General features: G+C 73.1%; 26 protein-coding genes. 17 read left to right on the top strand and 9 right to left on the bottom strand.

The window, feature by feature from the left end; all coding sequences use genetic code 11:
• The first annotated feature begins 224 nt into the window (after positions 1-224).
• The 8 genes from CHR28_RS26550 to CHR28_RS26515 all read left to right on the top strand — a co-directional run bounded on the left by CHR28_RS26550 (position 225) and on the right by CHR28_RS26515 (position 8,670).
• Positions 225-1,313: a nitronate monooxygenase gene (locus tag CHR28_RS26550; RefSeq protein ID WP_094056216.1), complete on the top strand. Its 1,089-nt coding sequence runs from the start codon at positions 225-227 to the stop codon at positions 1,311-1,313.
• Positions 1,310-2,050 (top strand): 16S rRNA (uracil(1498)-N(3))-methyltransferase, encoded by a 741-nt coding sequence (locus CHR28_RS26545; protein ID WP_094056215.1) that lies wholly within the window; start codon positions 1,310-1,312, stop codon positions 2,048-2,050. Before CHR28_RS26550 ends, CHR28_RS26545 begins: the two co-directional genes overlap by 4 nt.
• A gap of 16 nt (positions 2,051-2,066) precedes the next feature.
• Positions 2,067-2,459 (top strand): VOC family protein, encoded by a 393-nt coding sequence (locus CHR28_RS26540; protein ID WP_094056214.1) that lies wholly within the window; start codon positions 2,067-2,069, stop codon positions 2,457-2,459.
• A 49-nt stretch (positions 2,460-2,508) separates the two neighbouring features.
• On the top strand, positions 2,509-3,066 hold the full coding sequence (locus CHR28_RS26535) for a hypothetical protein (protein ID WP_094056213.1): 558 nt from the start codon (positions 2,509-2,511) through the stop codon (positions 3,064-3,066).
• A 90-nt stretch (positions 3,067-3,156) separates the two neighbouring features.
• The gene (locus CHR28_RS26530) at positions 3,157-6,306 is read left to right on the top strand and encodes a S41 family peptidase (protein WP_179272567.1); all 3,150 of its coding nucleotides are present in this window, start codon (positions 3,157-3,159) and stop codon (positions 6,304-6,306) included.
• A gap of 86 nt (positions 6,307-6,392) precedes the next feature.
• Positions 6,393-6,746, top strand: coding sequence for a histidine triad nucleotide-binding protein (locus tag CHR28_RS26525; protein ID WP_094056211.1), 354 nt, complete (start codon positions 6,393-6,395; stop codon positions 6,744-6,746).
• 5 nt (positions 6,747-6,751) lie between these two features.
• Positions 6,752-7,657, top strand: a complete 906-nt coding sequence (locus CHR28_RS26520; RefSeq protein WP_094056210.1) for a ribonuclease Z — start codon at positions 6,752-6,754, stop codon at positions 7,655-7,657.
• 20 nt (positions 7,658-7,677) lie between these two features.
• On the top strand, positions 7,678-8,670 hold the full coding sequence (locus CHR28_RS26515; protein ID WP_179272565.1) for an adenosine deaminase: 993 nt from the start codon (positions 7,678-7,680) through the stop codon (positions 8,668-8,670).
• 7 nt (positions 8,671-8,677) lie between these two features.
• Here the strand turns inward: CHR28_RS26515 and CHR28_RS26510 are convergent, their stop codons facing one another.
• Together CHR28_RS26510 and CHR28_RS26505 are read right to left on the bottom strand one after the other, a co-directional pair.
• On the bottom strand, positions 8,678-9,991 hold the full coding sequence (locus CHR28_RS26510) for an MFS transporter (protein WP_094056208.1): 1,314 nt from the start codon (positions 9,989-9,991) through the stop codon (positions 8,678-8,680).
• A 225-nt stretch (positions 9,992-10,216) separates the two neighbouring features.
• Complete coding sequence (locus CHR28_RS26505) at positions 10,217-10,999, bottom strand: IclR family transcriptional regulator (protein ID WP_094056207.1); 783 nt, start codon at positions 10,997-10,999, stop codon at positions 10,217-10,219.
• 113 nt (positions 11,000-11,112) lie between these two features.
• On the opposite strand from CHR28_RS26505, the gene CHR28_RS26500 reads away from it, so the two are divergent.
• From CHR28_RS26500 to CHR28_RS26470, 7 genes are all read left to right on the top strand, one after another.
• Complete coding sequence (locus CHR28_RS26500) at positions 11,113-12,060, top strand: 5-dehydro-4-deoxyglucarate dehydratase (RefSeq protein WP_094056206.1); 948 nt, start codon at positions 11,113-11,115, stop codon at positions 12,058-12,060.
• A 294-nt stretch (positions 12,061-12,354) separates the two neighbouring features.
• The gene (locus CHR28_RS26495; RefSeq protein WP_094056205.1) at positions 12,355-13,491 is read left to right on the top strand and encodes a carbohydrate kinase family protein; all 1,137 of its coding nucleotides are present in this window, start codon (positions 12,355-12,357) and stop codon (positions 13,489-13,491) included.
• 143 nt (positions 13,492-13,634) lie between these two features.
• Complete coding sequence (locus CHR28_RS26490; RefSeq protein WP_094056204.1) at positions 13,635-14,702, top strand: PhoH family protein; 1,068 nt, start codon at positions 13,635-13,637, stop codon at positions 14,700-14,702.
• Between the two features lie 14 nt (positions 14,703-14,716).
• Positions 14,717-15,214 (top strand): rRNA maturation RNase YbeY, encoded by a 498-nt coding sequence (gene ybeY / locus CHR28_RS26485; RefSeq protein ID WP_094056203.1) that lies wholly within the window; start codon positions 14,717-14,719, stop codon positions 15,212-15,214.
• A gap of 6 nt (positions 15,215-15,220) precedes the next feature.
• Positions 15,221-16,525, top strand: a complete 1,305-nt coding sequence (locus CHR28_RS26480) for a hemolysin family protein (RefSeq protein ID WP_094056202.1) — start codon at positions 15,221-15,223, stop codon at positions 16,523-16,525.
• Positions 16,522-16,881 carry an MmcQ/YjbR family DNA-binding protein gene (locus CHR28_RS26475; protein ID WP_094056201.1) on the top strand — a complete coding sequence of 120 codons (360 nt, stop codon included), beginning with the start codon at positions 16,522-16,524 and terminating at the stop codon, positions 16,879-16,881. Before CHR28_RS26480 ends, CHR28_RS26475 begins: the two co-directional genes overlap by 4 nt.
• Before the next feature lie 20 nt (positions 16,882-16,901).
• The gene (locus CHR28_RS26470; protein ID WP_094056200.1) at positions 16,902-17,255 is read left to right on the top strand and encodes a cytidine deaminase; all 354 of its coding nucleotides are present in this window, start codon (positions 16,902-16,904) and stop codon (positions 17,253-17,255) included.
• A gap of 99 nt (positions 17,256-17,354) precedes the next feature.
• Here the strand turns inward: CHR28_RS26470 and CHR28_RS26465 are convergent, their stop codons facing one another.
• Both CHR28_RS26465 and CHR28_RS26460 read right to left on the bottom strand, forming a co-directional pair.
• The gene (locus tag CHR28_RS26465) at positions 17,355-17,693 is read right to left on the bottom strand and encodes a P-II family nitrogen regulator (RefSeq protein WP_094056199.1); all 339 of its coding nucleotides are present in this window, start codon (positions 17,691-17,693) and stop codon (positions 17,355-17,357) included.
• Complete coding sequence (locus tag CHR28_RS26460) at positions 17,690-19,000, bottom strand: ammonium transporter (RefSeq protein ID WP_094056198.1); 1,311 nt, start codon at positions 18,998-19,000, stop codon at positions 17,690-17,692. Before CHR28_RS26460 ends, CHR28_RS26465 begins: the two co-directional genes overlap by 4 nt.
• A 181-nt stretch (positions 19,001-19,181) precedes the next feature.
• Here CHR28_RS26460 and era point away from each other — a divergent pair, with 181 nt between their 5' ends.
• Positions 19,182-20,135, top strand: coding sequence for a GTPase Era (era, locus tag CHR28_RS26455; protein ID WP_179272564.1), 954 nt, complete (start codon positions 19,182-19,184; stop codon positions 20,133-20,135).
• Here the strand turns inward: era and CHR28_RS26450 are convergent.
• Positions 20,115-20,972, bottom strand: a complete 858-nt coding sequence (locus CHR28_RS26450; protein WP_094056196.1) for a helix-turn-helix transcriptional regulator — start codon at positions 20,970-20,972, stop codon at positions 20,115-20,117. The two genes, era and CHR28_RS26450, sit on opposite strands and share 21 nt — an antisense overlap.
• A gap of 136 nt (positions 20,973-21,108) precedes the next feature.
• Between CHR28_RS26450 and CHR28_RS26445 the strand changes: the two genes are divergently transcribed.
• Positions 21,109-21,963, top strand: coding sequence for an NAD-dependent epimerase/dehydratase family protein (locus CHR28_RS26445; protein WP_094056195.1), 855 nt, complete (start codon positions 21,109-21,111; stop codon positions 21,961-21,963).
• 13 nt (positions 21,964-21,976) lie between these two features.
• On the opposite strand, the gene CHR28_RS26440 is transcribed toward CHR28_RS26445, so the two are convergent.
• From CHR28_RS26440 to CHR28_RS26425, 4 genes are read right to left on the bottom strand one after another with little or no spacing between them, the layout of a single operon-like run.
• Positions 21,977-23,236, bottom strand: a complete 1,260-nt coding sequence (locus CHR28_RS26440) for an MFS transporter (RefSeq protein ID WP_094056194.1) — start codon at positions 23,234-23,236, stop codon at positions 21,977-21,979.
• A complete protein-coding gene (locus CHR28_RS26435) occupies positions 23,233-24,546 on the bottom strand; it encodes a GH1 family beta-glucosidase (RefSeq protein WP_094056193.1) in 1,314 nt (437 codons plus the stop codon). Before CHR28_RS26435 ends, CHR28_RS26440 begins: the two co-directional genes overlap by 4 nt.
• A 58-nt stretch (positions 24,547-24,604) precedes the next feature.
• Positions 24,605-24,871, bottom strand: coding sequence for a protealysin inhibitor emfourin (locus CHR28_RS26430; protein ID WP_094056192.1), 267 nt, complete (start codon positions 24,869-24,871; stop codon positions 24,605-24,607).
• Between the two features lie 20 nt (positions 24,872-24,891).
• Positions 24,892-25,953 (bottom strand): M4 family metallopeptidase, encoded by a 1,062-nt coding sequence (locus CHR28_RS26425; protein ID WP_094056191.1) that lies wholly within the window; start codon positions 25,951-25,953, stop codon positions 24,892-24,894.
• Positions 25,954-26,086 lie beyond the last annotated feature (133 nt).

The following is a 26,086-nucleotide window of genomic DNA, read 5'->3' as shown; positions in this document are numbered from 1 at the left end:
GCCGCTGCCGGGGGTCCGGGGGTCGTCCCCCGGGCAGGCACGGTCGGCCGGGGCAGCAGGGGCTGTTCTCGCGGTTGAAGGATGCGTTCAACGGCCGCTGACGGACGCCTTCGACGGGCGGCGGCACGGGGGCCGGCAGGGGTGCGGAAGCGGTAGTTCCTCTGGTCTATGCCACACGGCAGGCCGGATTCGGAGTTGTCCGGAGGACGTGACAACATGCGGTCATGTCCTCCGCACTGACCGATCTCTTCCCGCTCCCGATCGTGCAGGCCCCCATGGCGGGCGGCGTCTCCGTGCCGAAGCTCGCCGCCGCCGTGTGCGAAGCGGGCGGGCTCGGGTTCCTCGCCGCCGGGTACAAGACCGCCGACGGGATGTACCAGGAGATCAAGCAGCTGAGGAGCCTCACCGGCCGGCCCTTCGGGGTCAACCTCTTCATGCCGCAGCCGGAGTACGCCGACCCCGCCGCCGTCGACGTCTACGCCCACCAGCTGTCCGGCGAGGCCACCTGGTACGAGGCCGAGCTCGGCGATCCGGAGAGCGGCCGGGACGACGGCTACGAGACCAAGCTCGCCGTGCTCCGCGACAACCCCGTCCCGGTGGTGTCGTTCCACTTCGGCGTGCCGCACCGCGAGGTGATCGACACCCTGCACCGCGTCGGCACCTTCGTCCTGGCCACCGCCACCACCCCCGACGAGGCCCGGGCCGTCGAGCGGGCCGGCGCCGACGCCGTCATCGCGCAGGGCGTCGAGGCCGGCGGCCACCAGGGCACCCACCGGGACGTCCCCGAGACGGACGGCTCCGGGCTCGGGCTGCTGACCCTGGTCGCCCAGATCCGGGAGGCCGTCGGCATCCCGATCGTCGCCGCGGGCGGCATCATGCGCGGCGGCCAGATCGCGGCGGTCCTCGCCGCCGGCGCCGACGCGGCCCAGCTGGGCACCGCCTTCCTCGCCACGCACGAGTCCGGCGCGCACGCCCTGCACAAGCAGGCGCTGACCAACCCGCTGTTCGTGCGCACGGAGCTGACCCGGGCCTTCTCGGGCCGCCCGGCACGCGGACTCGTCAACCGCTTCCTGCGCGAGCACGGCCCGTACGCGCCCGCCGCCTACCCCGAGATCCACCACCTCACCTCGCCGCTGCGCAAGGCCGCCGCCAAGGCCGGGGACGCCCAGGGCATGGCGCTGTGGGCCGGGCAGGGCCACCGGATGGCCCGGGAGCTGCCCGCCGGGCAGCTGACGGAGGTGCTGGCGGCCGAACTCGCCGCCGCCAGGACAGCGTTGTCGGGCGGAGCCGTCCCGGGCGGAGGCCTGCGATGACCGCGCCGGTGTTCGTCGTCGGGCACTTCGACGCGGGCGGCGGCGGACGGTACGTCCTGGACGGGCCGGAAGGGCGGCACGCCGTCTCCGTGAAGCGGCTGCGCCCCGGGGAGGACGTCGTCCTCACGGACGGGGCCGGGCGCTGGGCGGACTGCGTGGTGCTCGACACCGAGGGCAAGGACCGGCTGGTCGTGCAGCTGGACTCGGTGAGCGAGGAGCCGCCGGAGCAGCCGCGGGTGACCGTCGTGCAGGCGCTGCCCAAGGGCGACCGCGGGGAGCTGGCCGTCGAGACCATGACCGAGGTCGGCGTCGACGCCGTCGTGCCGTGGGCCGCGGCCCGCTGCATCACCCAGTGGAAGGGCGAGCGCGGGGCGAAGGCGCTCGCCAAGTGGCGGGCCACCGCCCGGGAGGCCGGCAAGCAGTCGCGCCGGGTGCGCTTCCCGGAAGTCGCCGACGCGGCCACGACCAAGCAGGTCGCCGCGCTGCTGCGGGAGGCCGACTTCGCCGCGGTGCTGCACGAGAGCGGCGATGTCCCGCTGGCCACCGCCGAGTTGCCGGCGGCCGGTGAGATCGTCCTGGTCGTGGGACCCGAAGGGGGCGTGGCGCCGGAGGAGCTGGCGCTGTTCGAGGAGGCGGGGGCCGGGGCGTATCGCCTCGGGCGCAGTGTGCTGCGCACGTCGACTGCCGGGACGGCGGCCGCCGCCGTCCTCCTGGCTCGTACCGGCCGCTGGTCCTGAACCCCCTGGAGGCACCGTGGAACTCGCCCAAGTACGCCTGCTCGTCACCGACTTCGCCGCGTGTTACCGCTTCTACGGCGACGTCCTCGGCCTCAAGCCGCAGTCGGGCGCGAGTGAGGGCCCGTACGAGAGGTTCAGCCCCGCGGTCGGCTCCGCGGGGATCGCGCTGCAGGACCGGGCGATGATGGCCGAGGTGCTCGACGAGGTGGGGGACGCGGCCGCCGGGCACCGGTCCCTGGTGGTGCTGCGGGTGGACGCGCTGGACGCCTACTGCGCGGAGATCACGCTGCGCGGCGCCACGGTCCTGCACGGGCCGGCGCCCCTGACGGACCGGATGCGGGTGGCCCATCTCAAGGACCCCGAGGGCAACTTGGTGGAGCTCCAGGAGTGGCTGCTGCTGCGCGGTTGACGCCTTTGCGCCCTACCGCGCCGCCCCCGTCGATGGCAGGCTGCCCTCCATGGGGGTTTCGAGGAGGTTTCGGCGGGGGCCGCGCGGGCGGCGGGCGGCTGTGGCGGCGGTGTTCGCGGTCGTGGCCGTGGGCGGCGCCGTCGCCTGTGAGCCGGGCGGCGGCATCAGCTCCGCGGCCGTCGCGTACACCACGGACGAGACCGTGACCCGGGAACTCGACCGCCAGAAGGCGGGCGTGCGCTGGCTCAGCTGCACCGCCTCCTACGGCGACAGCGGCAAGGACCCCAAGTCCTCGCCCTCGGCGAGCGAGAACACCGTCGCGACCGTCGACTGCCAGGGCCAGACCGACGACGGCAAGGACATCACCGTCGACGGCAGGATCACCCACGCCGTGGACGGCGCCTGCGTGCGCGGGAACATCACCGCCAAGGTGGACGGCAAGGTGTGGTTCGAGGTCGACGGGCTCGGCGACTGCGACGCCGCCAGCCCGTCCCCGGTGGGCGGCGGACCCGCGGACGGCGGGCCGGGACCCACCGTCACGGTGACCGTCACCCAGACCATCTGGTGCGACCGGTACCCGGACTGCCGTCCTGTCGAGGGCAAGTGATCCGAACCCTGTCCGCGCGGCGCCCTCGCTGCATAGGGTGATCAGGTGACATCGCCTGCTTACCTCCGCTTCCCGCACGTGCACGGCGACCTGGTCGCCTTCACCGCCGAGGACGACGTGTGGCTCGCGCCGCTCGACGGTGGCCGGGCCTGGCGGGTCAGCGCCGACAACACGCCGGTGACCCACCCCCGCATCTCGCCCGACGGCACCTCGGTCGCCTGGACCTCCACCCGCGACGGCGCCCCGGAGGTGCTCGTCGCCCCGGTCGACGGCGGCCCCGCCAAGCGCCTGACCTACTGGGGCAGTTCCAAGACCCAGGTGCGCGGCTGGACGCCCGGCGGCGAGGTGCTGGCGATCAGCTCCCACGGCCAGGCCAGCCTGCGCCGCACCTGGGCGCGTGCCGTCCCGCTGGACGGCGGCCCGGCCGCAACCCTGCCGTACGGGCCCGTCGGCGCCGTGGCGTCCGGGCCGCACACGGTGCTGCTGTCCGCGCCGATGGGGCGCGAGGCGGCCTGGTGGAAGCGGTACCGGGGCGGCACGGCGGGCAAGTTGTGGATCGACCGCGACGGCGACGGCGAGTTCGTCCGGCTGCACGAGGACCTCGACGGCAACATCGAGGACCCGCTGTGGGTCGGTGACCGGGTCGCCTTCCTCTCCGACCACGAGGGCACCGGCGCGCTCTACTCCTCCCTCGCCGACGGCTCCGACCTGCGCCGGCACACGCCTGTCGAGGGCTTCTACGCCCGGCACGCCGCGACCGACGGCAGCCGTGTCGTCTACTCCAGCGCCGGTGAACTGTGGCTGCTGGACGACCTGGACGGGGCCGAGCCGCGCCGGCTCGACGTACGCCTCGGCGGGCAGCGCGTGGACCTCCAGCCGTTCCCGGTGAACGCCTCCCGCTGGTTCGGTTCGGCGTCCCCGGACCACACCGCGCGCGGCAGCGCCGTCTCCGTGCGCGGCACCGTGCACTGGGTCACCCACCGCTCCGGCCCGGCCCGCGCCCTGGCCGCCACGCCCGGCGTCCGGGCCCGGCTGCCGCGGACCTTCCGCGCCGACGGCGAGGAGTGGGTGGTGTGGGTGACGGACGCCGAGGGAGACGACGCCCTGGAGTTCGCCCCCGCCACCGGCCTCACCCCGGGCGCGACCCCGCGCCGGCTCGCCGCCGGGCAGCTCGGCAGGGTGCTGGACCTCGCCATGGCCCCCGACGGCAGCCGGGCCGCCGTGGCCTCCCACGACGGGCGACTGCTGCTCGTGGAGCGGGAGACCGGCGAGGTGCGGGAGGTCGACCGCAGCGAGGACGGCGACGTGTCCGGGCTGGTCTTCTCGCCTGACTCGGCCTGGCTCGCCTGGTCCCACCCGGGCCCGCGGCCCCTGAGCCAGCTGAAGCTCGCCAACACCACCGACCTGTCGGTCACCGAGGCGACCCCGCTGCGCTTCCAGGACTACGCGCCCGCGTTCACGGCGGACGGCAAGCACCTCGCGTTCCTGTCGACCCGCTCCTTCGACCCCGTCTACGACGAGCACGTCTTCGACCTGGCCTTCGTCGAGGGCGCCCGGCCACACCTCATCACGCTCGCGGCGACCACGCCCTCCCCGTTCGGCCCGCAGCGGCACGGCCGGTCCTTCGAGGCGCCCGACCGGGAGGAGACCCCGGACAGCGAGGGCACCCCCACCACCCGCATCGACCTGGACGGCCTCGCCGACCGCATCGTGCCCTTCCCGGTGGAGGCCGCCCGCTACTCCAACCTGCGGGCCGCCAAGGACGGTGTGCTGTGGCTGCGCCACCCGGTCGCCGGGGTGCTCGGCGCGTCCCGGGCCACCCCCGACGACCCCGAGCCGAAGACCGAGCTGGAGCGCTACGACCTCGTCCAGCAGCGCATCGAGCATCTCGCCGTCGACGCCGACCACTTCGAGGTCAGCGGTGACGGCAAGCGGGTGCTGCTGTGGACCGACGGGCGGCTGAAGGTCGTCCCCAGCGACCGGCGCGCCTCGGGCGACGACGACAGCGACAGCAACATCACCGTCGACCTGAGCCGGGTCCGCCAGATGATCGACCCCGCCGCCGAGTGGCGGCAGATGTTCGACGAGAACGGCCGCATCATGCGCGACCACTTCTGGCGGCCGGACATGAGCGGCGTCGACTGGACCGGCGTGCTGGACCGCTACCGCCCGGTCGTGGAGCGGCTCGCCACCCATGACGACCTGGTGGACCTGCTGTGGGAGGTCCAGGGCGAACTCGGCACGTCCCACGCCTACGTCACCCCGCGCGGCGGATCCGGCGGCGGCCCCCGTCAGGGCCTGCTCGGCGCCGACCTCTCCCGCCACGAGGACGGCACCTGGCGCGTCGACCGCATCCTGCCCTCGGAGACCTCCGACCCGGACGCCCGCAGCCCGCTGGCCGCACCCGGCGTCGCGGTACGCCCCGGGGACGCCGTCGTGGCGGTCGCGGGGCAGCCCGTCGACCCCGTCACCGGCCCGGGCCCGCTGCTGATCGGCACGGCGAACAAGCCGGTGGAGCTGACCATCTCCCCGTCCGGTGGCGGCGACCCGCGGCACGCCGTCGTCGTCCCGGTCGCCGACGAGGAACCGCTGCGCTACCACGCCTGGGTCGCCGACCGCCGTGCCTACGTCCACGAGAAGTCCGGCGGCCGCCTCGGCTATCTCCACGTCCCGGACATGCAGGCGCCCGGCTGGGCGCAGATCCACCGCGACCTGCGCGTCGAGGTCGCCCGCGAGGGGCTGGTCGTCGACGTCCGCGAGAACCGCGGCGGTCACACCTCCCAGCTCGTCGTGGAGAAGCTCGCCCGCCGTGTGGTCGGCTGGGACCTGCCCCGCGGCATGCGGGCCGAGAGCTACCCGCGCGACGCTCCCCGTGGCCCGGTCGTCGCCGTCGCCAACGAGTTCTCCGGCTCCGACGGCGACATCGTCAACGCCGCGATCAAGGCCCTCGGCATCGGCCCCGTGGTCGGCACCCGCACCTGGGGCGGCGTCATCGGCATCGACAGCCGCTACCGCCTGGTCGACGGCACCCTGGTCACCCAGCCGAAGTACGCGTTCTGGCTGGAGGGTTACGGGTGGGGCGTGGAGAACCACGGCGTGGATCCCGACGTGGAAGTGGTGCAACGCCCCCAGGACCACGCGGCGGGCAGGGATGTGCAGCTCGACGAGGCCATCCGTATCGCGTTGGAGCGTCTGGAGACCGGTCCCGCGAAGACGCCCCCGGCGCTCCCCACGCTCTGAGGGGCGCGACCAGCCACAACGCACCCGCACCCGACGACGCTACGATGCCCGAGTCGGACCGTATTCGGCCAACCCCCGGAGGGAAAATGGCAGGGGAACCCCAGGACGACTGCCTGTTCTGCAAGATCGTCGCAGGCACGATCCCGGCGACGATCGTCCGCCAGACGGAGACGACCCTCGCGTTCCGCGACATCAACCCCCAGGCCCCCACGCACGTCCTGGTCATCCCCAAGGCGCACTACGAGAACGCCGGGGCCCTCGCCGCCGCCGACCCGGAGCTCACCGCGGACGTGCTCCGCGAGGCCCAGGCCGTCGCGGACGAGGAGAAGCTCGACAGCTACCGCCTCGTCTTCAACACCGGCAGCGGCGCCGGCCAGACCGTCTGGCACGTGCACGGCCACGTCCTCGGCGGCCGCGGCCTCGAGTGGCCCCCGGGATAACCGCCTTGTCCGTACGCGAACTCGTCGTCCTGGGCACCGCCAGCCAGGTCCCGACCCGGCACCGCAACCACAACGGCTACCTGCTGCGCTGGGACGGCGAGGGCATCCTGTTCGACCCCGGCGAGGGCACGCAGCGCCAGATGCTGCGCGCCGGGGTCGCCGCGCACGACCTGCACCGGATCTGCGTCACGCACTTCCACGGCGACCACAGCCTCGGCCTGGCCGGTGTGATCCAGCGCATCAACCTCGACAAAGTGCCGCACGGGGTCACCGCCCACTACCCCCGCTCCGGGCAGCGCTTCTTCGACCGGCTCCGGTACGCCACCGCCTACCGCGAGACCGTCGGCATCACCGAGGCGCCGGTCGACGCCGACGGGCCCCTCGCCCGCACCGGCGGCTACACCCTGGAGGCCCGGAAGCTGTCGCACCCGGTGGAGTCGTACGGCTACCGGATCGTCGAGCCCGACGGCCGCCGGATGCTGCCCGAGCGGCTCGCCGCGCACGGGGTGAAGGGCCCGGACGTGGGCCGGATCCAGCGCGAGGGCTCGCTCGGCGGGGTCACCCTGGAGGACGTCAGCGAGGTGCGGCGCGGGCAGCGGTTCGCGTTCGTCATGGACACCCGCCTGTGCGACGGCGTGTACGCGCTGGCCGAGGGCTGCGACCTGCTCGTCATCGAGTCGACGTTCCTCGACGAGGACGAGCGACTCGCCGTCGAGCACGGGCATCTGACCGCCGGCCAGGCCGCGCGGGTGGCCCGGGACGCGGGCGTGCGCCACCTGGTGCTCACCCACTTCAGCCAGCGTTACACCGAGCCGGACGAGTTCGAGCGGCAGGCCCGGGCCGCCGGGTACGAGGGCGAGCTGACCGTGGCGCATGATCTGCTCCGGGTGCCGGTTCCGAAGCGTCGGTGAAACGCCCGTACGATGCAGTGATGCCCATCCCCAAAGCCGAACTGCACCTTCACATCGAAGGCACCCTGGAACCGGAGCTCGCCTTCGAGCTCGCCACGCGCAACGGCCTCACGCTGCCCTACGCCGACACGGACGAGCTGCGTGAGGCGTACCGCTTCGAGGATCTCCAGTCGTTCCTGAACCTGTACTACGAGCTCATGGCCGTCCTGCGCACCGAGCGGGACTTCGAGGACCTGGCGAACGAGTACCTGGCCCGGGCCGCAGCGCAGGGCGTGCGCCACGCGGAGATCTTCTTCGACCCGCAGGCCCACACGGGCCGCGGTCTGGAGCTCGGCACGGTCGTCGAGGGGCTGTGGCGGGCACTGGGGCGCAGCGAGGAGAACCACGGCATCTCGACCCGGCTGATCCTGTGCTTCCTGCGTGACGAGTCCGCCGAGTCGGCCCTGGCGACCCTGGAGGCGGCCAGGCCCTACCTGGACCGGATCACCGGCGTCGGGCTGGACTCGGCGGAGGTCGGGCACCCGCCGGCGAAGTTCCGCGAGGTCTACCAGGCCGCCGCCGCGCTCGGGCTGCGGCGGGTCGCCCACGCGGGCGAGGAGGGGCCGCCGGAGTACATCACCGAGGCGCTGGACGTGCTCGGCGTCGAGCGGGTCGACCACGGGCTGCGCTGTGTGGAGGACCCGGCGCTGGTGGAGCGGCTGGTGCGGGACCGGGTGCCGCTGACGCTGTGCCCCCTGTCGAACGTCCGGCTGCGCACCGTCGACACCCTCGCCGACCACCCGCTGCCCGCCATGCTCGACGCGGGCCTGATGTGCACGGTCAACTCCGACGACCCGGCCTACTTCGGCGGCTACGCCGGGGACAACTTCGACGCCGTGGGCGCGACCCTCGGGCTGGACGGGGAGCGGCTGCGCGAGCTGGCCCGCAACTCCTTCCTCGCCTCCTTCCTGGAGGACGACGAGGAGCTGCGGGCGCGGTACCTCGCCGAGGTCGAGGCGTACACCTTCCCCTAGCGGGCTCTCACAGGACCTCCGACCCCGCCTTGCCGTAGGCGCGCTGGGCGGGGACGGCCGGGGTGTCCACGGGGATCTCCACCACGTGCTGCTCCGGTGCGCCGATCTCGGGAATCGCGCCCGTGGGCGTGCCCGTGGCGGCGGCGACCAGGGCGGCCGGGTGCCCGCCGCGGCGGCGGATCGCGCCGGGCAGCAGCGGGCGCCCGCCGGTGTGCACGGCGACGGCGGTCATCGGCAGCGCGATCACCAGCAGACCGGCGCCGAGGACCAGGCCCATGACCGGGAAGCCGGCCTGCGCCGACAGCACGCTGCCGGTCAGCGGCCCCGCGGCCGTGCCCAGTGAGGACGCCGAGCCGACCAGCACCGCCCAGCGCCCGCGCGGGTCGAGCGAGGCTGCCAGCCCGATCAGGTACGACAGCACCACCGGGTACAGCGTGTTCCAGGCGATCTCGCCGGCCGCGAAGCTGCCGAGGCCGGTCGCGGAGGCGCTGACGGCGATGCAGCCGGCGATGAGAACCGTGCCCAGGCCGATCGGCACGGCCCGTCCGAGCCGCGCGCCCAGGGCACCGGCCGCGAGCACGCCGGCCAGTCCGGCGCCCAGGGCCACGGCGAACACGGCACCGACGGTGGCCTCGCCGAGGTGGGCCTGCTCCAGCCCGATGCGTCCGCTCACGCCCCACAGGGAGTTCTGGGCGAGCGACCAGCAGACCATGGCGGCGGCCAGCACCAGGCCGGAACGGGCGTGCGGCAGGCGGGCCTTGTCCTGCCGGGCCGGTGCGGCGGGCACACCGGAGGGGAGCCGGCCGGTCAGCGGCCACACGGCCAGGGCCGTGAGGGCGATCGCGGACAGCGGCAGACCGTGCCCCGGGCCCAGGTGCGGAACCGTCAGGTACACGGTGCCCGCGAGGGCGGAGACGCTCAGCAGCCCGGCGGTGGAGGCCCGGTGGGGATCCTGCTGGGCGGCGATGAGGGTGGCGGCGACGGTGGTGGCCGTGCCGGAGCCGAAGCCGCCGACCATCGCGCCGGCGACGACGGCCGGGACGGCGGAGGTCAGCGCCGCGCCGCCGTAGCCGACGACGGCCAGGACCAGGCCGAGCCGGGCGAGGGTGCGGGCGCCGATCCGCTCGACCCGGGAGGCCAGGGCGAATCCGGCGGCGGCCGAACTCAGCAGCAGCGCGCTGCCGACGGCACCGGCCTGGGTGGCGGAGAGCGGAAGGGCCGAGTCGAGCCGCCCGACGGTGGTCGGGAGCAGGTACGGAGCGAGGTACCCGGCCGTGAAAAGGGCGACGAGGGGCCAGGGGGTGGTGCGGGGGGCGAGCACGGGCGTTCCCAGGGCATGCGAAAGGAGCGGCAGAAAAGGGGGATGGGGCGACGACCGTCGACGGACAGGAACGCGCGGGCAATTTGTATCAAGCAAGTACTCGGGCACGGGAGCCCGGGGGGTGTGATCTGGCGCACGTCGCGTTTGGGGTGGTGAAGCCCGGGTAAACGAGCCCCGTTTCCCGGGTTCTCCGGGGGTTGCCGGCGCTCCTCGCGCGCGTTTCCGCTAGCGCCAGTGCACCGACCCGGCGCCCGTCGGCACCGTCGCCTCGATCTTGGCCCGGATCTCCCGCATCACGGCGACGATCCGCTCCTCGTGCTCCGGGGTGAGCCGGGCCACCGGCACCGAGCAGCTGATCGCGTCCTGCGCGGGGGTGTCGTAGCGCAGCGCGAAACCGAAGCCGGCGATGCCGGGCACGCCCTCCTCGCGGTCCACGGACCAGCCGCGGTCCCGGATCCGGGCGAGGTCGGCCGCCAGGGACTCCCGGCCGGTGTGCGAATTGAGGGTCAGCGCCTCGTACGGCCCCTCGGGCAGCTCCTCGTCGGGGCGTTCCGCGAGCAGTGCCTTGCCCAGGGCGCCGGCGTGCGCGGGCAGCCGCCGCCCCACCCTGCTGATCGTCCTGAGGTACTCGTGCGACTCCCGCGTCGCCAGGTACGCCACGTCACGGCCGTCCAGCCGGCCCATGTGGATGGTCTCGCCGAGCGCCTCGGACGCCTCGTCGAGGTACGGCCGCACGACCCGGACGCGGGGGTCGGAGTCGAGGTAGCTCGTGCCGGTGAGCAGGGCGTGGATGCCGATGCCGTACAGCGAGCCGGTGATGTCGGTGCGGACCCAGCCGCGCGAGGCCAGGGTCTGCAGCAGCGCGTACATGGAGCTGCGGGGCACGCCGAGCGCGTCGGCCAGCTCCTGGAGCCGGGCCGGGCGGTCGCCGCGCGCCGCGAGGAGTTCCAGCAGCTCGACCGTGCGCGCCGCGGACTTCACCTCGCGGACGCCCCCTGTGTCTGACATGGGCCGATCGTAATCGTCCCGCTGCGCCTGGTTGACGGTCCCTGTTCACCCACCTAACCCTGTTCACCCACCTAACCTTCGTTCTCATCCATGGATGACGTCCACATAAGGAGATACCCGTGAGCGCTGGACCGGTGGCGGTCGCGCGGCGGCTGCGGGAGGGCATGGCGGGCGGCGTGCTGTCGTTCCCGCTGACCGCCTTCCGCGACGACGGCGGCCTCGACCCGGACGGCTTCCGCCGCCACGTCGCCGAGCGGCTCGCCGCCGCGCCCGGCGCCGTCTTCCCCGCCTGCGGCACCGGGGAGTTCTTCTCCCTGGACGAGGACGAGTACCGGCAGGTCGTCACCATCGCCGTCGAGGAGGCGGCCGGCCGCGTCCCCGTCGTCGCGGGCACCGGCTACGGCTGGGCGCAGGCCGCCCGGTTCGCGCGCGTCGCCGAGGACGCCGGAGCCGACGCGCTCCTGGTCCTGCCGCACTACCTCGTCGCCGCCCCGCAGGACGGCCTGGTCGCCCAGCTGGAGCAGCTCGCCGCCCGCACCCCGCTGCCCCTGATCGCCTACCAGCGCGGGCAGGTGGCCTTCACCGCCGACTCGCTCCGGCGCGTCGCCGCCCTGCCGACCGTCATCGGCCTCAAGGACGGCCACAGCGACCTCGACCGGCTGCAGCGCCTCACGCTCGCCGCGCCCGAGGACTTCCTGTTCTTCAACGGGGCCGCCACCGCCGAGGTCCAGGCCCGCGCCTACGCCGCCGTCGGCGTGCCGGCCTACTCCTCCGCCGTCCACGCCTTCGCCCCAGAGATCGCCGACGCCTTCTTCGCCGCCCTGCGCGACGACGACCACGGAACGGTCGACAAGCTGCTGCGCGACTTCTACGTCCCGTTCGTCGACCTGCGCGACCGCGTCCCCGGGTACGCCGTGTCCCTGGTCAAGGCCGCCGCCCGGCTGCGCGGCCGGCCGGTGGGCCCCGTACGCGCCCCGCTCACCGACCCCTCGCCCGCCGACCTGGCCGCTCTCGGTGCCCTCCTCACGGCCGGACTCGACCTCGTGGGAGCCGCGCTGTGACCTCACGCCACGGACGTCCGCCTGCCCCCGGTCCCGGCCGTCCGGTCAGCGGCCTGAACGGGCTGTCCACGCCCGCGGACGGGGTTGGCGACCGCGACGACGCGGCGGCCGCGCGGGTCGCCGGCTCCGCGTGGCGGGTGCTCTCGGTGCCGCGCTGGTGAGGCGCGAGGTCCACGGGGGCGTGCGGAGGTCCCGCGCGAGCTGACGGACCGGGTGAGGCAGGCGTGATCGGCGTCACGTTGTCGGTGATGTGGTGCAGACTGGCCTGATCCGCACCACGTCAGGGAGCGCATCGTGATCGCGTCCACCGCCCCGGCCGGAAAGGGCCCGGCCGGAAAGGGATCGCACCGCCAGAGCCAGGTCGATCCCCTCGCCCCCCTGCGCACGCCGGACGACCCGCCCTGGGACGTCTACCTCACCGGCACGGTCTTCCTCGACATCATCTTCACCGGCCTCGACTCCGCCCCGGTGCGCGGGACGGAGTCCTGGGCGCGCGGGATGGGGTCGAGCCCCGGCGGCGTCGCCAACATGGCCACCGCGCTCGCCCGCCTCGGCCTGCGCACGTCCCTCGCCGCGGCCTTCGGCGACGACCACTACGGCGACTACTGCTGGGACGCCCTGGAGCACGGCGAGGGCATCGACCTCTCCCCCTCGCGCACGGTCCCCGGCTGGCACTCCCCGGTGACCGTCTCCATGGCCTACGAGGGCGAGCGCACGATGGTCTCGCACGGCCACGAGCCGCCCCCCGAGGAACCCGCCCCCGAGTGCCCGCCCCGCGCCCGCGCCGCCGTCGCCTCCCTCGCGCCCGGCGTCAGCGCGCCCTGGATCGCCCAGGCCGCGAGCAAGGGCACCCGGGTCTTCGGCGACGTCGGCTGGGACGACACCGGCGCGTGGGACCTCGCCGGCCTGCCCGACCTGCGGCACTGCGAGGCGTTCCTGCCGAACGCGGAGGAGGCCATGCGGTACACGGGGGCGGACTGCCCACGGGCCGCCGCGCACGCCCTCACCGAGTACGTGCCGCTGGCCGTGGTCACCCTCGGGGCGGACGGGGCCTACGCGGTGGACCGGCGGACCGGGGAGACGGCCGAGGTGCCCGCGATCGAGGTCGAGGCGCTCGACCCGACCGGCGCCGGGGACGTGTTCGTCGCCGGGTTCGTGACCGGGACGCTGGCCGACTGGCCGCTCGCGGACCGGCTGGCCTTCGCCGGGCTGACGGCGGCGCTGTCGGTGCAGGAGTTCGGCGGGTCGCTGTCGGCTCCGGGCTGGTCGGAGATCGCGGCGTGGTGGCGCAGGGTGCAGTCCGTCGAGGGCCAGTCGGCGGTGGCGCTGGAGCGGTACGGCTTCCTCGCCGACCTGGTGTCGGAGGAGCTGGTGCGGCCCTGGCCGCTGCGCAGAGCCGTCCCCACGATCGGCTTCCGGCGCTCGGCGTGACCGGCCGCCCGGCCACTGGTGAGAAGCCCCGCCCCAAAACCCCTACGGCGTTGTCACCGCCCCGTCGTACCCTGGGAATCGCGAGGCCGCCCTCAGCTACGCGGCCGTGACGAGGAGGAACCGCAGGCCTTCAGCGCCGGCCCATGACTCAGACACCCACAGCTCACACCCCCGCGCAGGAGCAGGCGAGAGCACAGTTCACCGTCCCCGCCCAGCACCCCATGGTGACCGTCCTGGGGTCCGGCGATTCCCTCCTGCGCGTGATCGAGAAGGCCTTCCCGGCGGCCGACATCCACGTCCGGGGCAATGAGATCAGCGCGGTCGGCGACCCGAAGGACGTCGCCCTCATTTCGCGCGTGTTCGACGAGATGATGCTGGTGCTCCGCACCGGGCAGCCGATGACGGAGGACGCAGTGGAACGCTCGATCGCCATGCTGAAGGCGAGCGACAACGGCGAGAGCGACGGCCAGGAGACCCCGGCCCAGGTGCTCACGCAGAACATCCTGTCCTCGCGCGGCCGCACGATCCGCCCCAAGACGCTCAACCAGAAGCGCTACGTGGACGCGATCGACAAGCACACCATCGTCTTCGGCATCGGCCCGGCCGGTACCGGCAAGACGTACCTGGCGATGGCCAAGGCCGTGCAGGCCCTGCAGTCCAAGCAGGTCAACCGCATCATCCTGACCCGCCCGGCGGTCGAGGCCGGCGAGCGCCTCGGCTTCCTGCCCGGCACGCTCTACGAGAAGATCGACCCCTACCTGCGCCCGCTGTACGACGCGCTGCACGACATGCTCGACCCGGACTCGATCCCGCGCCTGATGGCGGCGGGCACGATCGAGGTCGCGCCGCTCGCCTACATGCGCGGCCGCACGCTCAACGACGCCTTCATCATCCTGGACGAGGCCCAGAACACGAGCCCCGAGCAGATGAAGATGTTCCTCACCCGCCTCGGCTTCGACTCGAAGATCGTGATCACGGGTGACGTGACGCAGGTCGACCTCCCGGACGGGACCAAGTCCGGTCTGCGGCAGGTCCAGGACATCCTGGACGGCGTGGAGGACGTGCACTTCTCGCGGCTGTCGTCGCAGGACGTCGTCCGGCACAAGCTGGTGGGCCGTATCGTCGACGCGTACGAGCAGTACGACACGGAGCACGGCACCCAGAACGGCGCGCACAAGAGCCGCGGCAAGTCCGGGCACAAGGGGAAGTAGACACACACAGCACCATGTCGATCGACGTCAACAACGAGTCCGGAACCGAGGTCGACGAGCAGGCGATCCTCGACATCGCCCGCTACGCGCTCGCGCGGATGCGCATCCACCCGCTCTCCGAGCTCTCGGTGATCGTTGTGGACACCGACGCCATGGAGCAGCTCCACATCCAGTGGATGGACCTCCCCGGCCCGACGGATGTCATGTCCTTTCCGATGGACGAGCTGCGCCCGCCGTCCAAGGACGACGACGAGCCCCCGCAGGGGCTGCTCGGCGACATCGTGCTGTGCCCGGAGGTCGCCGAGAAGCAGGGCAGGGAAGCGGAGACGCAGCACTCCATGGACGAGGAGCTCCAGCTCCTCACCGTCCACGGTGTGCTGCACCTGCTCGGCTACGACCACGAGGAACCGGACGAGAAGGCCGAGATGTTCGGCCTCCAGGCGGCCATCGTGGACGGCTGGCGCGCGGAGCGGGGCCTGACCGGCCCGTCCCCGGCGCCGACGGTCTCGTAGCCGCCGATGAGTCCGCAACTCGCCCTGGGCGCCATCGCCCTGGTCGTCGTGGCCTGGCTCGCCGCCTGCGCGGAGGCGGGCCTCGCGCGTGTCTCCAGCTTCCGCGCCGAGGAGGCCGTGCGCTCCGGCCGCCGCGGCAGCGCCAAGCTCTCCCAGGTCGCCGCCGACCCGACCCGCTACCTGAACGTGGCGCTGCTGGTCCGCGTCGCCTGCGAGATGGCCGCAGCCGCGCTGATCACGTACGGCTGTCTGCAGGAGTTCGACGGCACCACCGAGGCCCTGCTGATCGCCATCGCGGTCATGGTCCTCGTGTCGTACGTCGCCGTCGGGGTCTCGCCGCGCACGATCGGCCGCCAGCACCCGCTGAACACGGCCACGGTCTCCGCGTACGTCCTGGTGCCGCTGGCCCGGATCATGGGCCCGATCCCGTCGCTGCTGATCCTCATCGGCAACGCGCTCACCCCGGGCAAGGGCTTCCGGCGCGGCCCGTTCGCCTCCGAGGCGGAGCTGCGCGCGCTGGTCGACCTCGCCGAGAAGGAGTCGCTCATCGAGGACGAGGAGCGCCGCATGGTGCACTCGGTCTTCGAACTGGGCGACACCCTGGTCCGCGAGGTCATGGTGCCGCGCACGGACCTGGTGGTCATCGAGCGCTTCAAGACGATCCGTCAGGCCCTCACCCTCGCCCTGCGCTCCGGCTTCTCGCGCATCCCGGTCACCGGCGAGAGCGAGGACGACATCGTCGGGATCGTGTATCTGAAGGACCTGGTCCGCAAGACGCACATCAGCCGCGAGGCCGAGTCCGAGCAGGTGTCCACGGCCATGCGCCCGGCGTTCTTCGTGCCCGACACCAAGAACGCCGGCGATCTGCTGCGCGAGATGCAGAAGGAACGCAACCACGTCGCCGTCGTCATCGACGAGTACGGCGGCACGGCCGGCATCGTCACCATCGAGGACATCCTGGAGGAGATCGTCGGCGAGATCACCGACGAGTACGACCGGGAACTGCCGCCCGTGGAGGAGCTCGGCGAGGACCGCTTCCGGGTCACCGCCCGCCTCGACATCGGCGACCTGGGCGAGCTGTACGGCCTGGAGGAGTTCGACGACGAGGACGTCGAGACGGTCGGCGGTCTGCTCGCCAAGGCGCTGGGCCGGGTGCCCATCGCCGGGGCGTCGTCCGTGGTGGCCCTGCCCGACGGCCGTGAACTGCGCCTGACCGCTGAGGCCGCGGCCGGCCGCCGGAACAAGATCGTGACCGTGCTCGCGGAGCCGGTGGACCCGCCCGAGCTGCCCCGGGAGGAGAAGCCGGAGTGACCCCTCGGGAACTGCGCGCGTTCTGCCTGTCGTTCAACGCGGCGGAGGAGGACTTCCCCTTCAGCCCGGAGATCTCGGTGTTCAAGGTGCGGGGCAAGCTCTTCGCCCTCTCCTTCCTGGACGCGCGCCCCCTGAAGGTCAACCTCAAGTGCGACCCCGACGAGGCGGTCCGCCTGCGCCGCGAGCACGAGGGGCTCATCGTGCCGGGCTGGCACATGAACAAGCGCCACTGGAACACGGTCACCGCCGACGGCAGCCTCCCGGACCGGCTGGTCCGGGAGCTCGTCGAGGACTCCTACGACCTCGTCGTGGCCGGCCTGCCGCGAGCGGACCGCCTCCGTCTCGACCGCCCCTAGTGCTTCCGTATGCTCGGATCATGACCGACAGCAGCGCGCTCGACCCCGAGGACCGCAAGATCGTCACCTTGGCCCGTTCCGCGCGGGCCCGCAACGGCGTGCCCGAGGGGGCTGCCGTGCGCGACGAGACCGGACGTACCTATGTCGCGGGCACGGTGTCCCTCGACTCCCTGCGGCTCAGCGCCCTGCGCACGGCGGTGGCGATGGCCGTGGCCTCGGGGGCGCGGTCGCTGGAGGCGGCGGCGGTGGTGACCGAGGCGGAGTCGCTGCCCGAGGAGGACCGGGCGGCCGTACGGGACCTCGGCAGCGCGCAGACGCCCGTCCTGCTGGCGGGGCTCGACGGGACGGTCCGCAGCACGGTCACCGCCGGCTGAACCCCGCCGCAACCGCCGGACCTCAGGCGGGTTTTCCGCCTTGCCGCTGCCTGCGCCCGGGCGCACCCACCGAGCACGACCGCGAGCGCGGCCCCGGGGTCACAGCGCGTCGGGGCCGCGCTCGCCCGTGCGCACCCGCACCACCGTGTCCACGGGCAGCGCCCACACCTTGCCGTCGCCGATCTTGCCGGTGTGCGCGGCCTTCACGACCGCGTCGATGACGGCCTCGGCGTCCGCGTCCTCCACGACGACCTCGATCCGGACCTTCGGCACCAGATCGACCTGGTACTCCGCGCCCCGGTACACCTCCGTGTGGCCGCGCTGCCGGCCGTAGCCGCTGGCCTCGGAGACGGTCAGGCCGTGCACGCCCATTTCCTGCAGGGCGTTCTTGACCTCGTCGAGGCGGTACGGCTTGACGATCGCGGTGATGAGCTTCATGCCTGGGGGGTGACCTTCTGGGCGGGGGAGACGACGGAGGAGGAGACCGGGGCGCCGTGGCCCAGGACCCCGTGATCGTAGGCCGTCTCGGCGTGCACCGTAAGGTCCAGGCCGGTCTGCTCCTGCTCCTCGCTCGCGCGCAGGCCCATCGTGACCTCGATCAGCTTGCCGATCCCGTACGTCACCCCGAACGCGTACGCCGCGACGACCACCACGGCCACCAGCTGCCTGCCCAGCTGGCCGAGCCCGCCGCCGTACAGCAGGCCCTCGGCGCCGCCGGTCATCTCCTCGACGGCGAAGACGCCGATGAGGAGGGTGCCGATGACCCCGCCGACCAGATGGACGCCGACGACGTCCAGGGAGTCGTCGTAGTTCAGCTTGAACTTCCAGCTCACGGCGTACGAGCACACCGTGCCGGCGGTGAGGCCGACGACCAGGGCGCCGAGCAGGGAGACGGACCCGCACGACGGTGTGATGGCGACCAGGCCCGCGACCGCGCCGGAGGCGGCGCCCAGCGTGGTCGGGTGGCCGTCGCGCTTCTGCTCGACGAAGAGCCAGCCGAGCAGGCCGGTGCAGCCCGCGGCGAGGGTGTTGAGGAACGCGGCCGCCGCGAGGCCGTTGGCGCCGAGCGCGGAGCCGGCGTTGAAGCCGAACCAGCCGAACCACAGCAGCCCGGCGCCCAGCATCACCATGGGCAGGTTGTGCGGCCGCATGGCCTCCTTCTTGAAGCCCATGCGCGGGCCCAGGACCAGGCACAACGCCAGTCCCGAGGCGCCGGAGACGATCTCCACGGGGAGCCCGCCCGCGAAGTCGAGCGCGCCGAGCCGCTCCAGGATCCAGCCGCCCGGGCCCCACACCCAGTGCGCGACCGGAACGTATACGAGCAGCGCCCATACCGGTACGAAGACCAGCCAGGCCCCGAACTTGGCCCGGTCGGCGACCGCGCCGCTGACCAGCGCGGCCGTGATGATCGCGAAGGTGAGCTGGAAGGTGGCGAACAGCAGCGTGGGGACCGTGCCCTGCACGCTGTCCGGGCCGAGGCCGGCCATGCCGGCGTGGCCGAGCCCGCCGATGAGCCCTCCCGCGGCGTCCTCGCCGAAGGCCAGCGAGTAGCCGGCCGCCAGCCACACCACCGTCACCAGGGCGATCGACACGAAGCTCATCATCAGCATGTTCAGGACGCTCTTGGTGCGGACCATGCCGCCGTAGAAGAGGGCCAGGCCCGGGGTCATCAGCAGGACGAGGGCGGTGGCGGCGAGCAGCCAGGCGGTGTCGCCGGTGTCGGCGTGTGCGGCGGCCAGGGGCACGGGGTCTCCAACGGGTGGACGCTGCGGGGGCTCGTCAGAGGTTCACGGGTGTGCGTTTCCGGCGGCGCACGGCCGTGTTTCCGCGGTGTTTCGTTGCGTGAGGGTTTCGGAAAGCTCACCCGGCCGGGCGTGCGCGGGCCGCGGTGCGGAGGGGTCGGTTGGATCAGGGAGAATGGGCGGCATGAGCGTTCGCATGCAGTCATCCGAAGAGTCGGGCGAGACCGTCCACCGCGCCGGCTTCGCCTGCTTCGTGGGCCGTCCCAACGCGGGCAAGTCCACGCTGACGAACGCTCTGGTCGGGCAGAAGGTGGCGATCACCTCCAACCGGCCGCAGACGACGCGGCACACCGTGCGGGGCATCGTGCACCGGCCGGACGCGCAGCTGATCCTGGTGGACACCCCGGGGCTGCACAAGCCGCGCACGCTGCTCGGCGAGCGTCTGAACGACGTGGTGCGCACCACCTGGGCCGAGGTCGACGTGATCGGCTTCTGCCTGCCGGCCAACGAGAGGATCGGCCCGGGCGACCGGTTCATCGCCAAGGAGCTCGCGGGCATCAAGAAGTCGCCGAAGGTCGCGATCGTCACCAAGACGGACCTCGTCGACGGCAAGACCCTGGCCGAGCAGCTGATCGCGATCGACCAGCTCGGCAAGGAGCTGGGCATCGAGTGGGCGGAGATCGTCCCGGTCTCGGCGGTCGGCGACAAGCAGGTCGAGCTGCTGGCGGACCTGCTGATCCCGATGCTCCCGGAGGGCCCCGCCCTCTACCCCGAGGGCGACCTGACGGACGAGCCGGAGCAGGTCATGGTGGCCGAGCTGATCCGCGAGGCGGCCCTGGAGGGCGTGCGCGACGAGCTGCCGCACTCCATCGCGGTCGTGGTGGAGGAGATGCTCCCGCGCGAGGACCGCCCCGCCGACAAGCCCCTCCTCGACATCCACGCCAACCTCTTCATCGAGCGCCCCAGCCAGAAGGGGATCATCATCGGCCCCAAGGGCAAGCGCCTGAAGGAGGTCGGCATCAAGTCCCGCAAGCAGATCGAGGCGCTGCTGGGCACGCCGGTCTTCCTCGACCTGCACGTCAAGGTGGCCAAGGACTGGCAGCGCGACCCCAAGCAGCTACGGCGTCTGGGCTTCTGACGGGGTCAGGTCCTGCAGGCCCACCACCCGCAGCAGCCGTAGCCGCTCGTACGACTCCGTGCCAGGGCGGGCGGTGTGGACGATCAGTTGCTGGTTGTGGTCGGAGTTGACGAGGACCTCGCAGTCGAGTTCCAGGACGCCGACCACGGGGTGCCGGAAGCGTTTGGTCGAGGCGCGCCGGACGGCGACCTCGTGCTCGTCCCAGAGGCGGGCGAACTCCTCGCTCCCGGCGCGTAGTTCGGCGACCAGCGCGGCGGGCTCCGGGTCCGTGGGACGGGCCGCCGCCACCGCGCGCAGGCCGGCCACCTGCTCGCGGGCGCGCTCCGGGCGGTCCTCGGGCGGGAAGAGCGCCTGGGCCGAGGGGTCCAGGAAGAACCGCCGGAGCATGTTGCGCTCGCGCGGCGGGCGGGCGAGCAGGTCACCGCTCAGCGCCCGCGACATCGCGTTCTGCGCGAGGACCTCGCCGCAGTCGGTGACGACCAGGGCCGGGCAGTCGTGCAGCCGGTCCAGGACCAGCAGCAGCCCCGGGCGAACGTGCGTGCTCGTCGCCGCACGGCGGGGCGGTTCCTCGCCGGTCAGATGGAAGAGGTGGTCTCGCTCGTCCTCCGTCAGGCGCAGCGCGCGGGCCAGCGCGCTGAGCATCTGGCGCGAGGGGCGCGGGCCCCGGGACTGCTCCAGCCGCGTGTAGTAGTCCACGGACATGCCGGCCAGCTGGGCCACCTCCTCGCGGCGCAGCCCCGGCGTACGGCGGCGGGGCCCGGCTGTGAGGCCCGCGTCGGAGGGCTCCAGGCGGGCGCGGCCGCGGCGCAGGAAGTCGGCGAGTTCGGCTCGGTTCACCCCTCCAGGGTGCGGGAGGCCGGCCGGCTTATCCAGGGACTGCCGATCCCCTGATGAGGAGGTCTCTCCCGGTCGCCGTCCCGTCCGCCGAGGCTGGTCACCGACGACAGGCGACACAGTGCGTGAGGAGCACATCATGCTGACATTGGTGACCGGTACGACGGGACAGGTCGGACGGCGCTTCGTGCCCCGGCTGCTGGCACAGCGGCGGCCGGGGGAGCAGGTGCGGGTCCTGGTGCGGGACGCGGCCCGCGGTGAGCGCTTCGCGGAGCTGGGCGCCCAGGTGGCCGTGGGGGACCTGCGGGAGGAGGAGACGCTCGGCAAGGCGCTCGCCGGAGTGGATGCGGTGGTGAACGTCGCCGCCTCCTTCCGCGGGGTGCCGGACGAGGAGGCGTGGGCCGTCAACCGGGACGCGGCGGTGGCGCTGGGACGGGCCGCGCGGAACGCCGGAGTGGCGCGCTTCGTCCAGGTGAGCACGGGCAACGTCTACGGCACCGGGCGGGGACGCCCGCTGACCGAGGAGGACGAGAGCCTCCCCGGCGGCCGGATGTGGGGCGCCTACCCCGCGTCCAAGGCCGAGGCCGAGCGCGAACTGCTCGCGATGGAGGGGCTGGACGTCCGGATCGGGCGGCTCCCCTTCGTCTACGGCGAGGGCGACCCGCATCTCGCCGACGCCATGCGCTGGGCGCCGGACTGGGCCCCGCACCAGCGCCTGCAGATGGCCCATCACGCGGACGTCGCCCAGGCCCTGATGCGGCTGCTGTACGCCCCGGGCATCGCCGGCCGGGTCTACAACGTCGCCGACGACGCCCCCGTCACGACGGTCGAGCTGTACGGGCTCAACGGCATCGAGGTGCCCGCCGCGCTGTACGGGAACACGGATTCCGACCCGTGGCACGGGATCATGTCCAACCGGCGCATCCGCCGGGAGCTCGGCTTCCGGCCCATCTACCCGAGCGTCTGGACGGCCCGGGACGCCGGCGCCCTCTAGAGGCAGGCGGGTATCAGTCCACGCCCCTGATCCGTCCCACCAGCACCGCCCCCGCCAGACCGATCACGGCCGCCACCAGGTACAGCACCCGGTAGCCGCCCAGGTACGTCACGATCGGCGCGGCGAGGGCGGGCGCCGCGACCTGTGGCAGGGCGTTGGCCACGTTGATCACACCCAGGTCCTTGCCGCGGTCCAGCGCCGTCGGCAGGACATCGGTCATCAGCGCGAAGTCGACCGAGGTGAACACCCCGAAGCCGACCCCCAGGACCGCCGCCGCGACGATCGCGCCGGGCCAGGTCTGCCAGCCGGCCAGGGCCGCCGTGGCCACCGCCATCAGCAGGCCCGACCAGATCACGAACGGCTTGCGGCGGCCCGTGCGGTCCGACCACACGCCGCCCACGACGACCGTGGCGAGCAGGGTCGCGCCGTTCACGGCCGTCAGGATCAGCACGCCCTTGTCGGGATCGCCGTAGTGCAGGCGGTCCCGCAGGTAGTACAGCAGGTACAGCAGGACGAGCGCGTTGCTGAGGTTGATCAGGAAACGGGTCAGCCAGGCCCAGGCCAGGTCCGGATACCGGCGCGGGCTCAGCCGGAACCCGGCCAGGAAGCCGCGCCACGACCAGGCGGGCCGGTCCGCCGCCGCCAGCCGCAGATCCTGGTGGCGGACGACGTACGGCAGCACGCCCACCGCCGTGAACACCGCGCACGCCGCGTACCCGGCCCCGATGCCCCCGGCCACCGTCGCGAGACCCGTCCCGCCGACCACGCCGAGGATCTGGGCCGCGCCCAGCCAGCCGCCCACCGAGCCCCGCTGGAGCCGCGGCACCCGGTCCGGCACCGCCGCCGTCACCGCCGCGAACGCCGCGTTCAGGGTCAGCTGGACCAGGCACCAGCCGGCCGCCATCGTCCACACACCGCCCGCGCCCGCGAGCAGCAGCAGCGACAGCGCCCCGCCCGCCGCCCCGGCCACGATCCATGGCGTACGGCGGCCCCGGCGGGAGGTGGTCCGGTCCGAGAGCGCGCCGAAGAAGGGGTTGGAGACCAGCGACACCGCCGCGCCCGCGCCCGTCACCCACGCCAGCATCGTCTCCTTGGACATGCCGGAACCCGGTGCGAAGTCCTCCGCCTGGGAGGCCAGCAGAATCTGCAGCGGGCCGTACCAGCCCACCCAGATGGCGCCGTTGGCCAGCGACAGGGACGCCGTCCAGCCCCGTCCGACCCGTTCGACGGGCTCGGCGAGCGCCGCCGGTGCGCCTCCCGAGAGGTCGGTCATCTCTGCGCCCGGAGCACGTCCCGCAGCCAGCGGTAGGACGCCTTCGGCGTGCGCCGCTGCGTCGCGTAGTCCACGTGCACGAGCCCGAACCGGCGCTCGTAGCCCTCCGCCCACTCGAAGTTGTCCAGCAGCGACCAGACGAAGTAGCCGCGCACGTCGACCCCCGCTTCCAGCGCCCGGTGCAGGGCCCGCAGATGGCCGTCCAGATAGGCGATGCGGTCCTGGTCGTCCACGCCCGGGTACGAGCAGCCGTTCTCGGTGATGACGACCGGCGGGAGGCGGTCGCCGTAGCGGTCGCGGAAGGCGGTGAGGACCTCCGTGAGGCCCTCCGGTACGACGGGCCAGCCGAAGTCGGTCACCGGGTGGCCCTCGATCTCCCGCACGGAGAAGGGCAGTTCCGCCGGCATGGTGACCCCGCCGAAGTCGATCTCCGTGCCCTGCGGTGCGCCCACCCGGGTCGGGGCGTAGTAGTTGACGCCGTACCAGTCGATCGGCTCGGCGATCACCTTCAGATCGGCCTCGACGTCCCCGGGCATCAGCGCCTCGATGCCGTCCGGGTAGCGGCCCAGCAGCAGCGGATCGGCGAACAGCCGGTTCAGCAGCAGGTCGTAGAAGTCCGCCGCCTCCACGTCCGCCGCCTCCGTCGAGGCCGCCCAGGTCGGTCCGTGCGAGTTGGCGATGCCGATGCCCGTGGCGCCGGCGGCGCGCAGGGCGCGTACGGCCAGGCCATGGGCGAGCAGCTGGTGGTGGGCGACCGGCAGCGCGTCGAACATCAGCCGTCTGCCCGGCGCGTGCACGCCCAGGGCGTGGCCCAGCAGGGTGTGCTCGGCGGGCTCGTTCAGCGTGATCCACCGGCTGACGCGGTCCCCGAGCCGGCCGGCGACCAGCGCGACGTACTCGGCGAAGCGCGCGGCCGTGTCGCGCTCCAGCCAGTCCAGGTCCGCCGGCAGGTCCCAGTGGAACAGCGTCGGCACCGGGCGGACGTCCGCCGCGCACAGGTCGTCCACCAGCCGGTCGTAGAAGTCCAGGCCGCCCTCGGAGCGCACCCGCGGCCAGGAGACGGAGAAGCGGTAGGCGTTCACGCCCAGGTCCGCAAGGAGCGCCACGTCCTCGCGGTGGCGGTGGAAGTGGTCGCAGGCCACCGCCGCCGTCGAACCGTCCTTGACCCGCCCGGGCTCGGCCGTGAAGGCGTCCCACACCGACGGCTCGCGCAGCTCGGCCGCGCCCTCGATCTGGTGCGCCGAGGTGGACACGCCCCACAGGAAGCCGGGCGGGAAGCGGGGGATCGGGGTGCCTGCGTCAGTCGCCATGCGCGGGATCATCCGTACCCGCGGTAACGGAAGTCAACGGCCGGGCGGGAAAAGGCCGTTACGCGCCCTCCTTCAGGACGCGCGAGATCAGCCCGCGCTGTTCCTCGGTGAGCCGGGGATCCGCGGCGTACACCGTCCTGCCGTCCACGGTGATCTGGTAGGCGAACCCGTCCGGCACCCCGATCGGCGGCGTGGTCCGGCCGTCCGCGAGCGCCCGCTCGGCCAGCGCGTGCCACTCGGCGGCATCGGAGCGGCCCGAGGTGTCCACCTCGGCGTGCCGCTCGATGCCCGCGAATCCGCCCGTGCGCCTCACCTGAATACGCATGGCACCTGTCTAGTACGGAACTACAGCGTCCGCACCCCGACCTGCTCCCAGGCCTTCGCCACGGCGTCGAGCTCCTCGCCGTCGCCGAAGCGCTCCCGGGCGGCCTTGACGGTGAGCGTGGCGAAGTCGACGAACAGCGCCTGCTCCTTCAGTTCGCCGCCGGTCAGCACGTCGTACCAGACCTGCCCCGCGCGCTCCCAGGCGTGGCCGCCGAGGGCCGTGGCGGCGAGGTAGAAGGCGTGGTTGGGGATGCCCGAGTTGATGTGGACGCCGCCGTTGTCGCGGCCGGTGCGGACGAAGTCGTCCATGGTCGCCGGCTGCGGATCCTTGCCCAGCACGTCGTCGTCGTACGCCGTGCCCGGCTCCTTCATCGAGCGCAGCGCCGTGCCCGTGACCCGCGGGGCGAGCAGCCCCGCGCCGATCAGCCAGTCGGCCTCGGCGGCGGTCTGGCCGAGCGTGTACTGCTTGATCAGCGCGCCGAAGACGTCCGACAGGGACTCGTTGAGCGCGCCGGGCTGGCCGAAGTAGGTGAGGTTGGCCGTGTACTGCGTGACGCCGTGGGCGAGTTCATGGCCGATGACGTCGATCGGGATGGTGAAGTCGAGGAAGATCTCGCCGTCCCCGTCGCCGAAGACCATCTGCTCGCCGTTCCAGAAGGCGTTGTTGTAGTCCCGGTCGTAGTGCACGGTCGCGTTCAGCGGCAGGCCGTCGCCGTCGATCGAGTCGCGCCCGAAGGCCTGGAGGAACAGCTCGAAGGTGGCGCCGAGGCCCGCGTAGGCCCGGTTGGCGGTGGCGTCCTTGCCGGGGGCGTCGCCCTCGCCGCGGACCCGGTGACCGGGCAGGTCGGTGCCGTGCCGGGCGTCGTGGACGGTGCGCCGCGGCTTGCCGTCGGCGGCCGAGGGGACGGCCGTGGCGCCGAGGACCGTGGTCAGGCGGCGCTGGGTGCGCTCGAAGGCGTCGCGCTGCAGGGTGCGGCGGGCGGGTCCGGCGAGCGCGGGGTCCTCGGCCTGGGCGAGCCGGTCGAGGACGTGGGGCGGGACGATGGTGCAGAAGACGGGCTCGAAGCCCCCGTGGGTCGTCATGCCCGGCACCCTTGCACTGCGTGACGAAGCTGTCACTAGTCGCCACCATGATTGGTGAAATACCGGGACAACGGACCTCACTCTCCGTGGTGAGTGCTATGGCGACGTGGTGTAGCGCACTTTTTGTCCCGAT

The organism is Streptomyces sp. XY006, from assembly GCF_002237655.1.
Classification (GTDB): domain Bacteria; phylum Actinomycetota; class Actinomycetes; order Streptomycetales; family Streptomycetaceae; genus Streptomyces; species Streptomyces levis.
The sequence above is the reverse complement of the archived record's forward strand: the minus strand, read 5'-3'. Positions and strand labels throughout refer to the sequence as shown.

What these genes read in the sequence shown, in the direction of transcription:
- CHR28_RS26505 (WP_094056207.1), bottom strand. Translation starts at nt 10,999, where the DNA reads ATGTCAGACACAGGGGGCGTCCGCGAGGTGAAGTCCGCGGCGCGCACG.
- CHR28_RS26445 (WP_094056195.1), top strand. Translation starts at nt 21,109, where the DNA reads ATGCTGACATTGGTGACCGGTACGACGGGACAGGTCGGACGGCGCTTC.
- CHR28_RS26535 (WP_094056213.1), top strand. Translation starts at nt 2,509, where the DNA reads ATGGGGGTTTCGAGGAGGTTTCGGCGGGGGCCGCGCGGGCGGCGGGCG.
- CHR28_RS26490 (WP_094056204.1), top strand. Translation starts at nt 13,635, where the DNA reads ATGACTCAGACACCCACAGCTCACACCCCCGCGCAGGAGCAGGCGAGA.
- CHR28_RS26440 (WP_094056194.1), bottom strand. Translation starts at nt 23,236, where the DNA reads ATGACCGACCTCTCGGGAGGCGCACCGGCGGCGCTCGCCGAGCCCGTC.
- CHR28_RS26435 (WP_094056193.1), bottom strand. Translation starts at nt 24,546, where the DNA reads ATGGCGACTGACGCAGGCACCCCGATCCCCCGCTTCCCGCCCGGCTTC.
- CHR28_RS26550 (WP_094056216.1), top strand. Translation starts at nt 225, where the DNA reads ATGTCCTCCGCACTGACCGATCTCTTCCCGCTCCCGATCGTGCAGGCC.
- CHR28_RS26515 (WP_179272565.1), top strand. Translation starts at nt 7,678, where the DNA reads ATGCCCATCCCCAAAGCCGAACTGCACCTTCACATCGAAGGCACCCTG.
- CHR28_RS26425 (WP_094056191.1), bottom strand. Translation starts at nt 25,953, where the DNA reads ATGACGACCCACGGGGGCTTCGAGCCCGTCTTCTGCACCATCGTCCCG.
- CHR28_RS26430 (WP_094056192.1), bottom strand. Translation starts at nt 24,871, where the DNA reads ATGCGTATTCAGGTGAGGCGCACGGGCGGATTCGCGGGCATCGAGCGG.
- CHR28_RS26525 (WP_094056211.1), top strand. Translation starts at nt 6,393, where the DNA reads ATGGCAGGGGAACCCCAGGACGACTGCCTGTTCTGCAAGATCGTCGCA.
- CHR28_RS26465 (WP_094056199.1), bottom strand. Translation starts at nt 17,693, where the DNA reads ATGAAGCTCATCACCGCGATCGTCAAGCCGTACCGCCTCGACGAGGTC.
- CHR28_RS26545 (WP_094056215.1), top strand. Translation starts at nt 1,310, where the DNA reads ATGACCGCGCCGGTGTTCGTCGTCGGGCACTTCGACGCGGGCGGCGGC.
- ybeY (WP_094056203.1), top strand. Translation starts at nt 14,717, where the DNA reads ATGTCGATCGACGTCAACAACGAGTCCGGAACCGAGGTCGACGAGCAG.
- CHR28_RS26480 (WP_094056202.1), top strand. Translation starts at nt 15,221, where the DNA reads ATGAGTCCGCAACTCGCCCTGGGCGCCATCGCCCTGGTCGTCGTGGCC.
- era (WP_179272564.1), top strand. Translation starts at nt 19,182, where the DNA reads ATGAGCGTTCGCATGCAGTCATCCGAAGAGTCGGGCGAGACCGTCCAC.
- CHR28_RS26470 (WP_094056200.1), top strand. Translation starts at nt 16,902, where the DNA reads ATGACCGACAGCAGCGCGCTCGACCCCGAGGACCGCAAGATCGTCACC.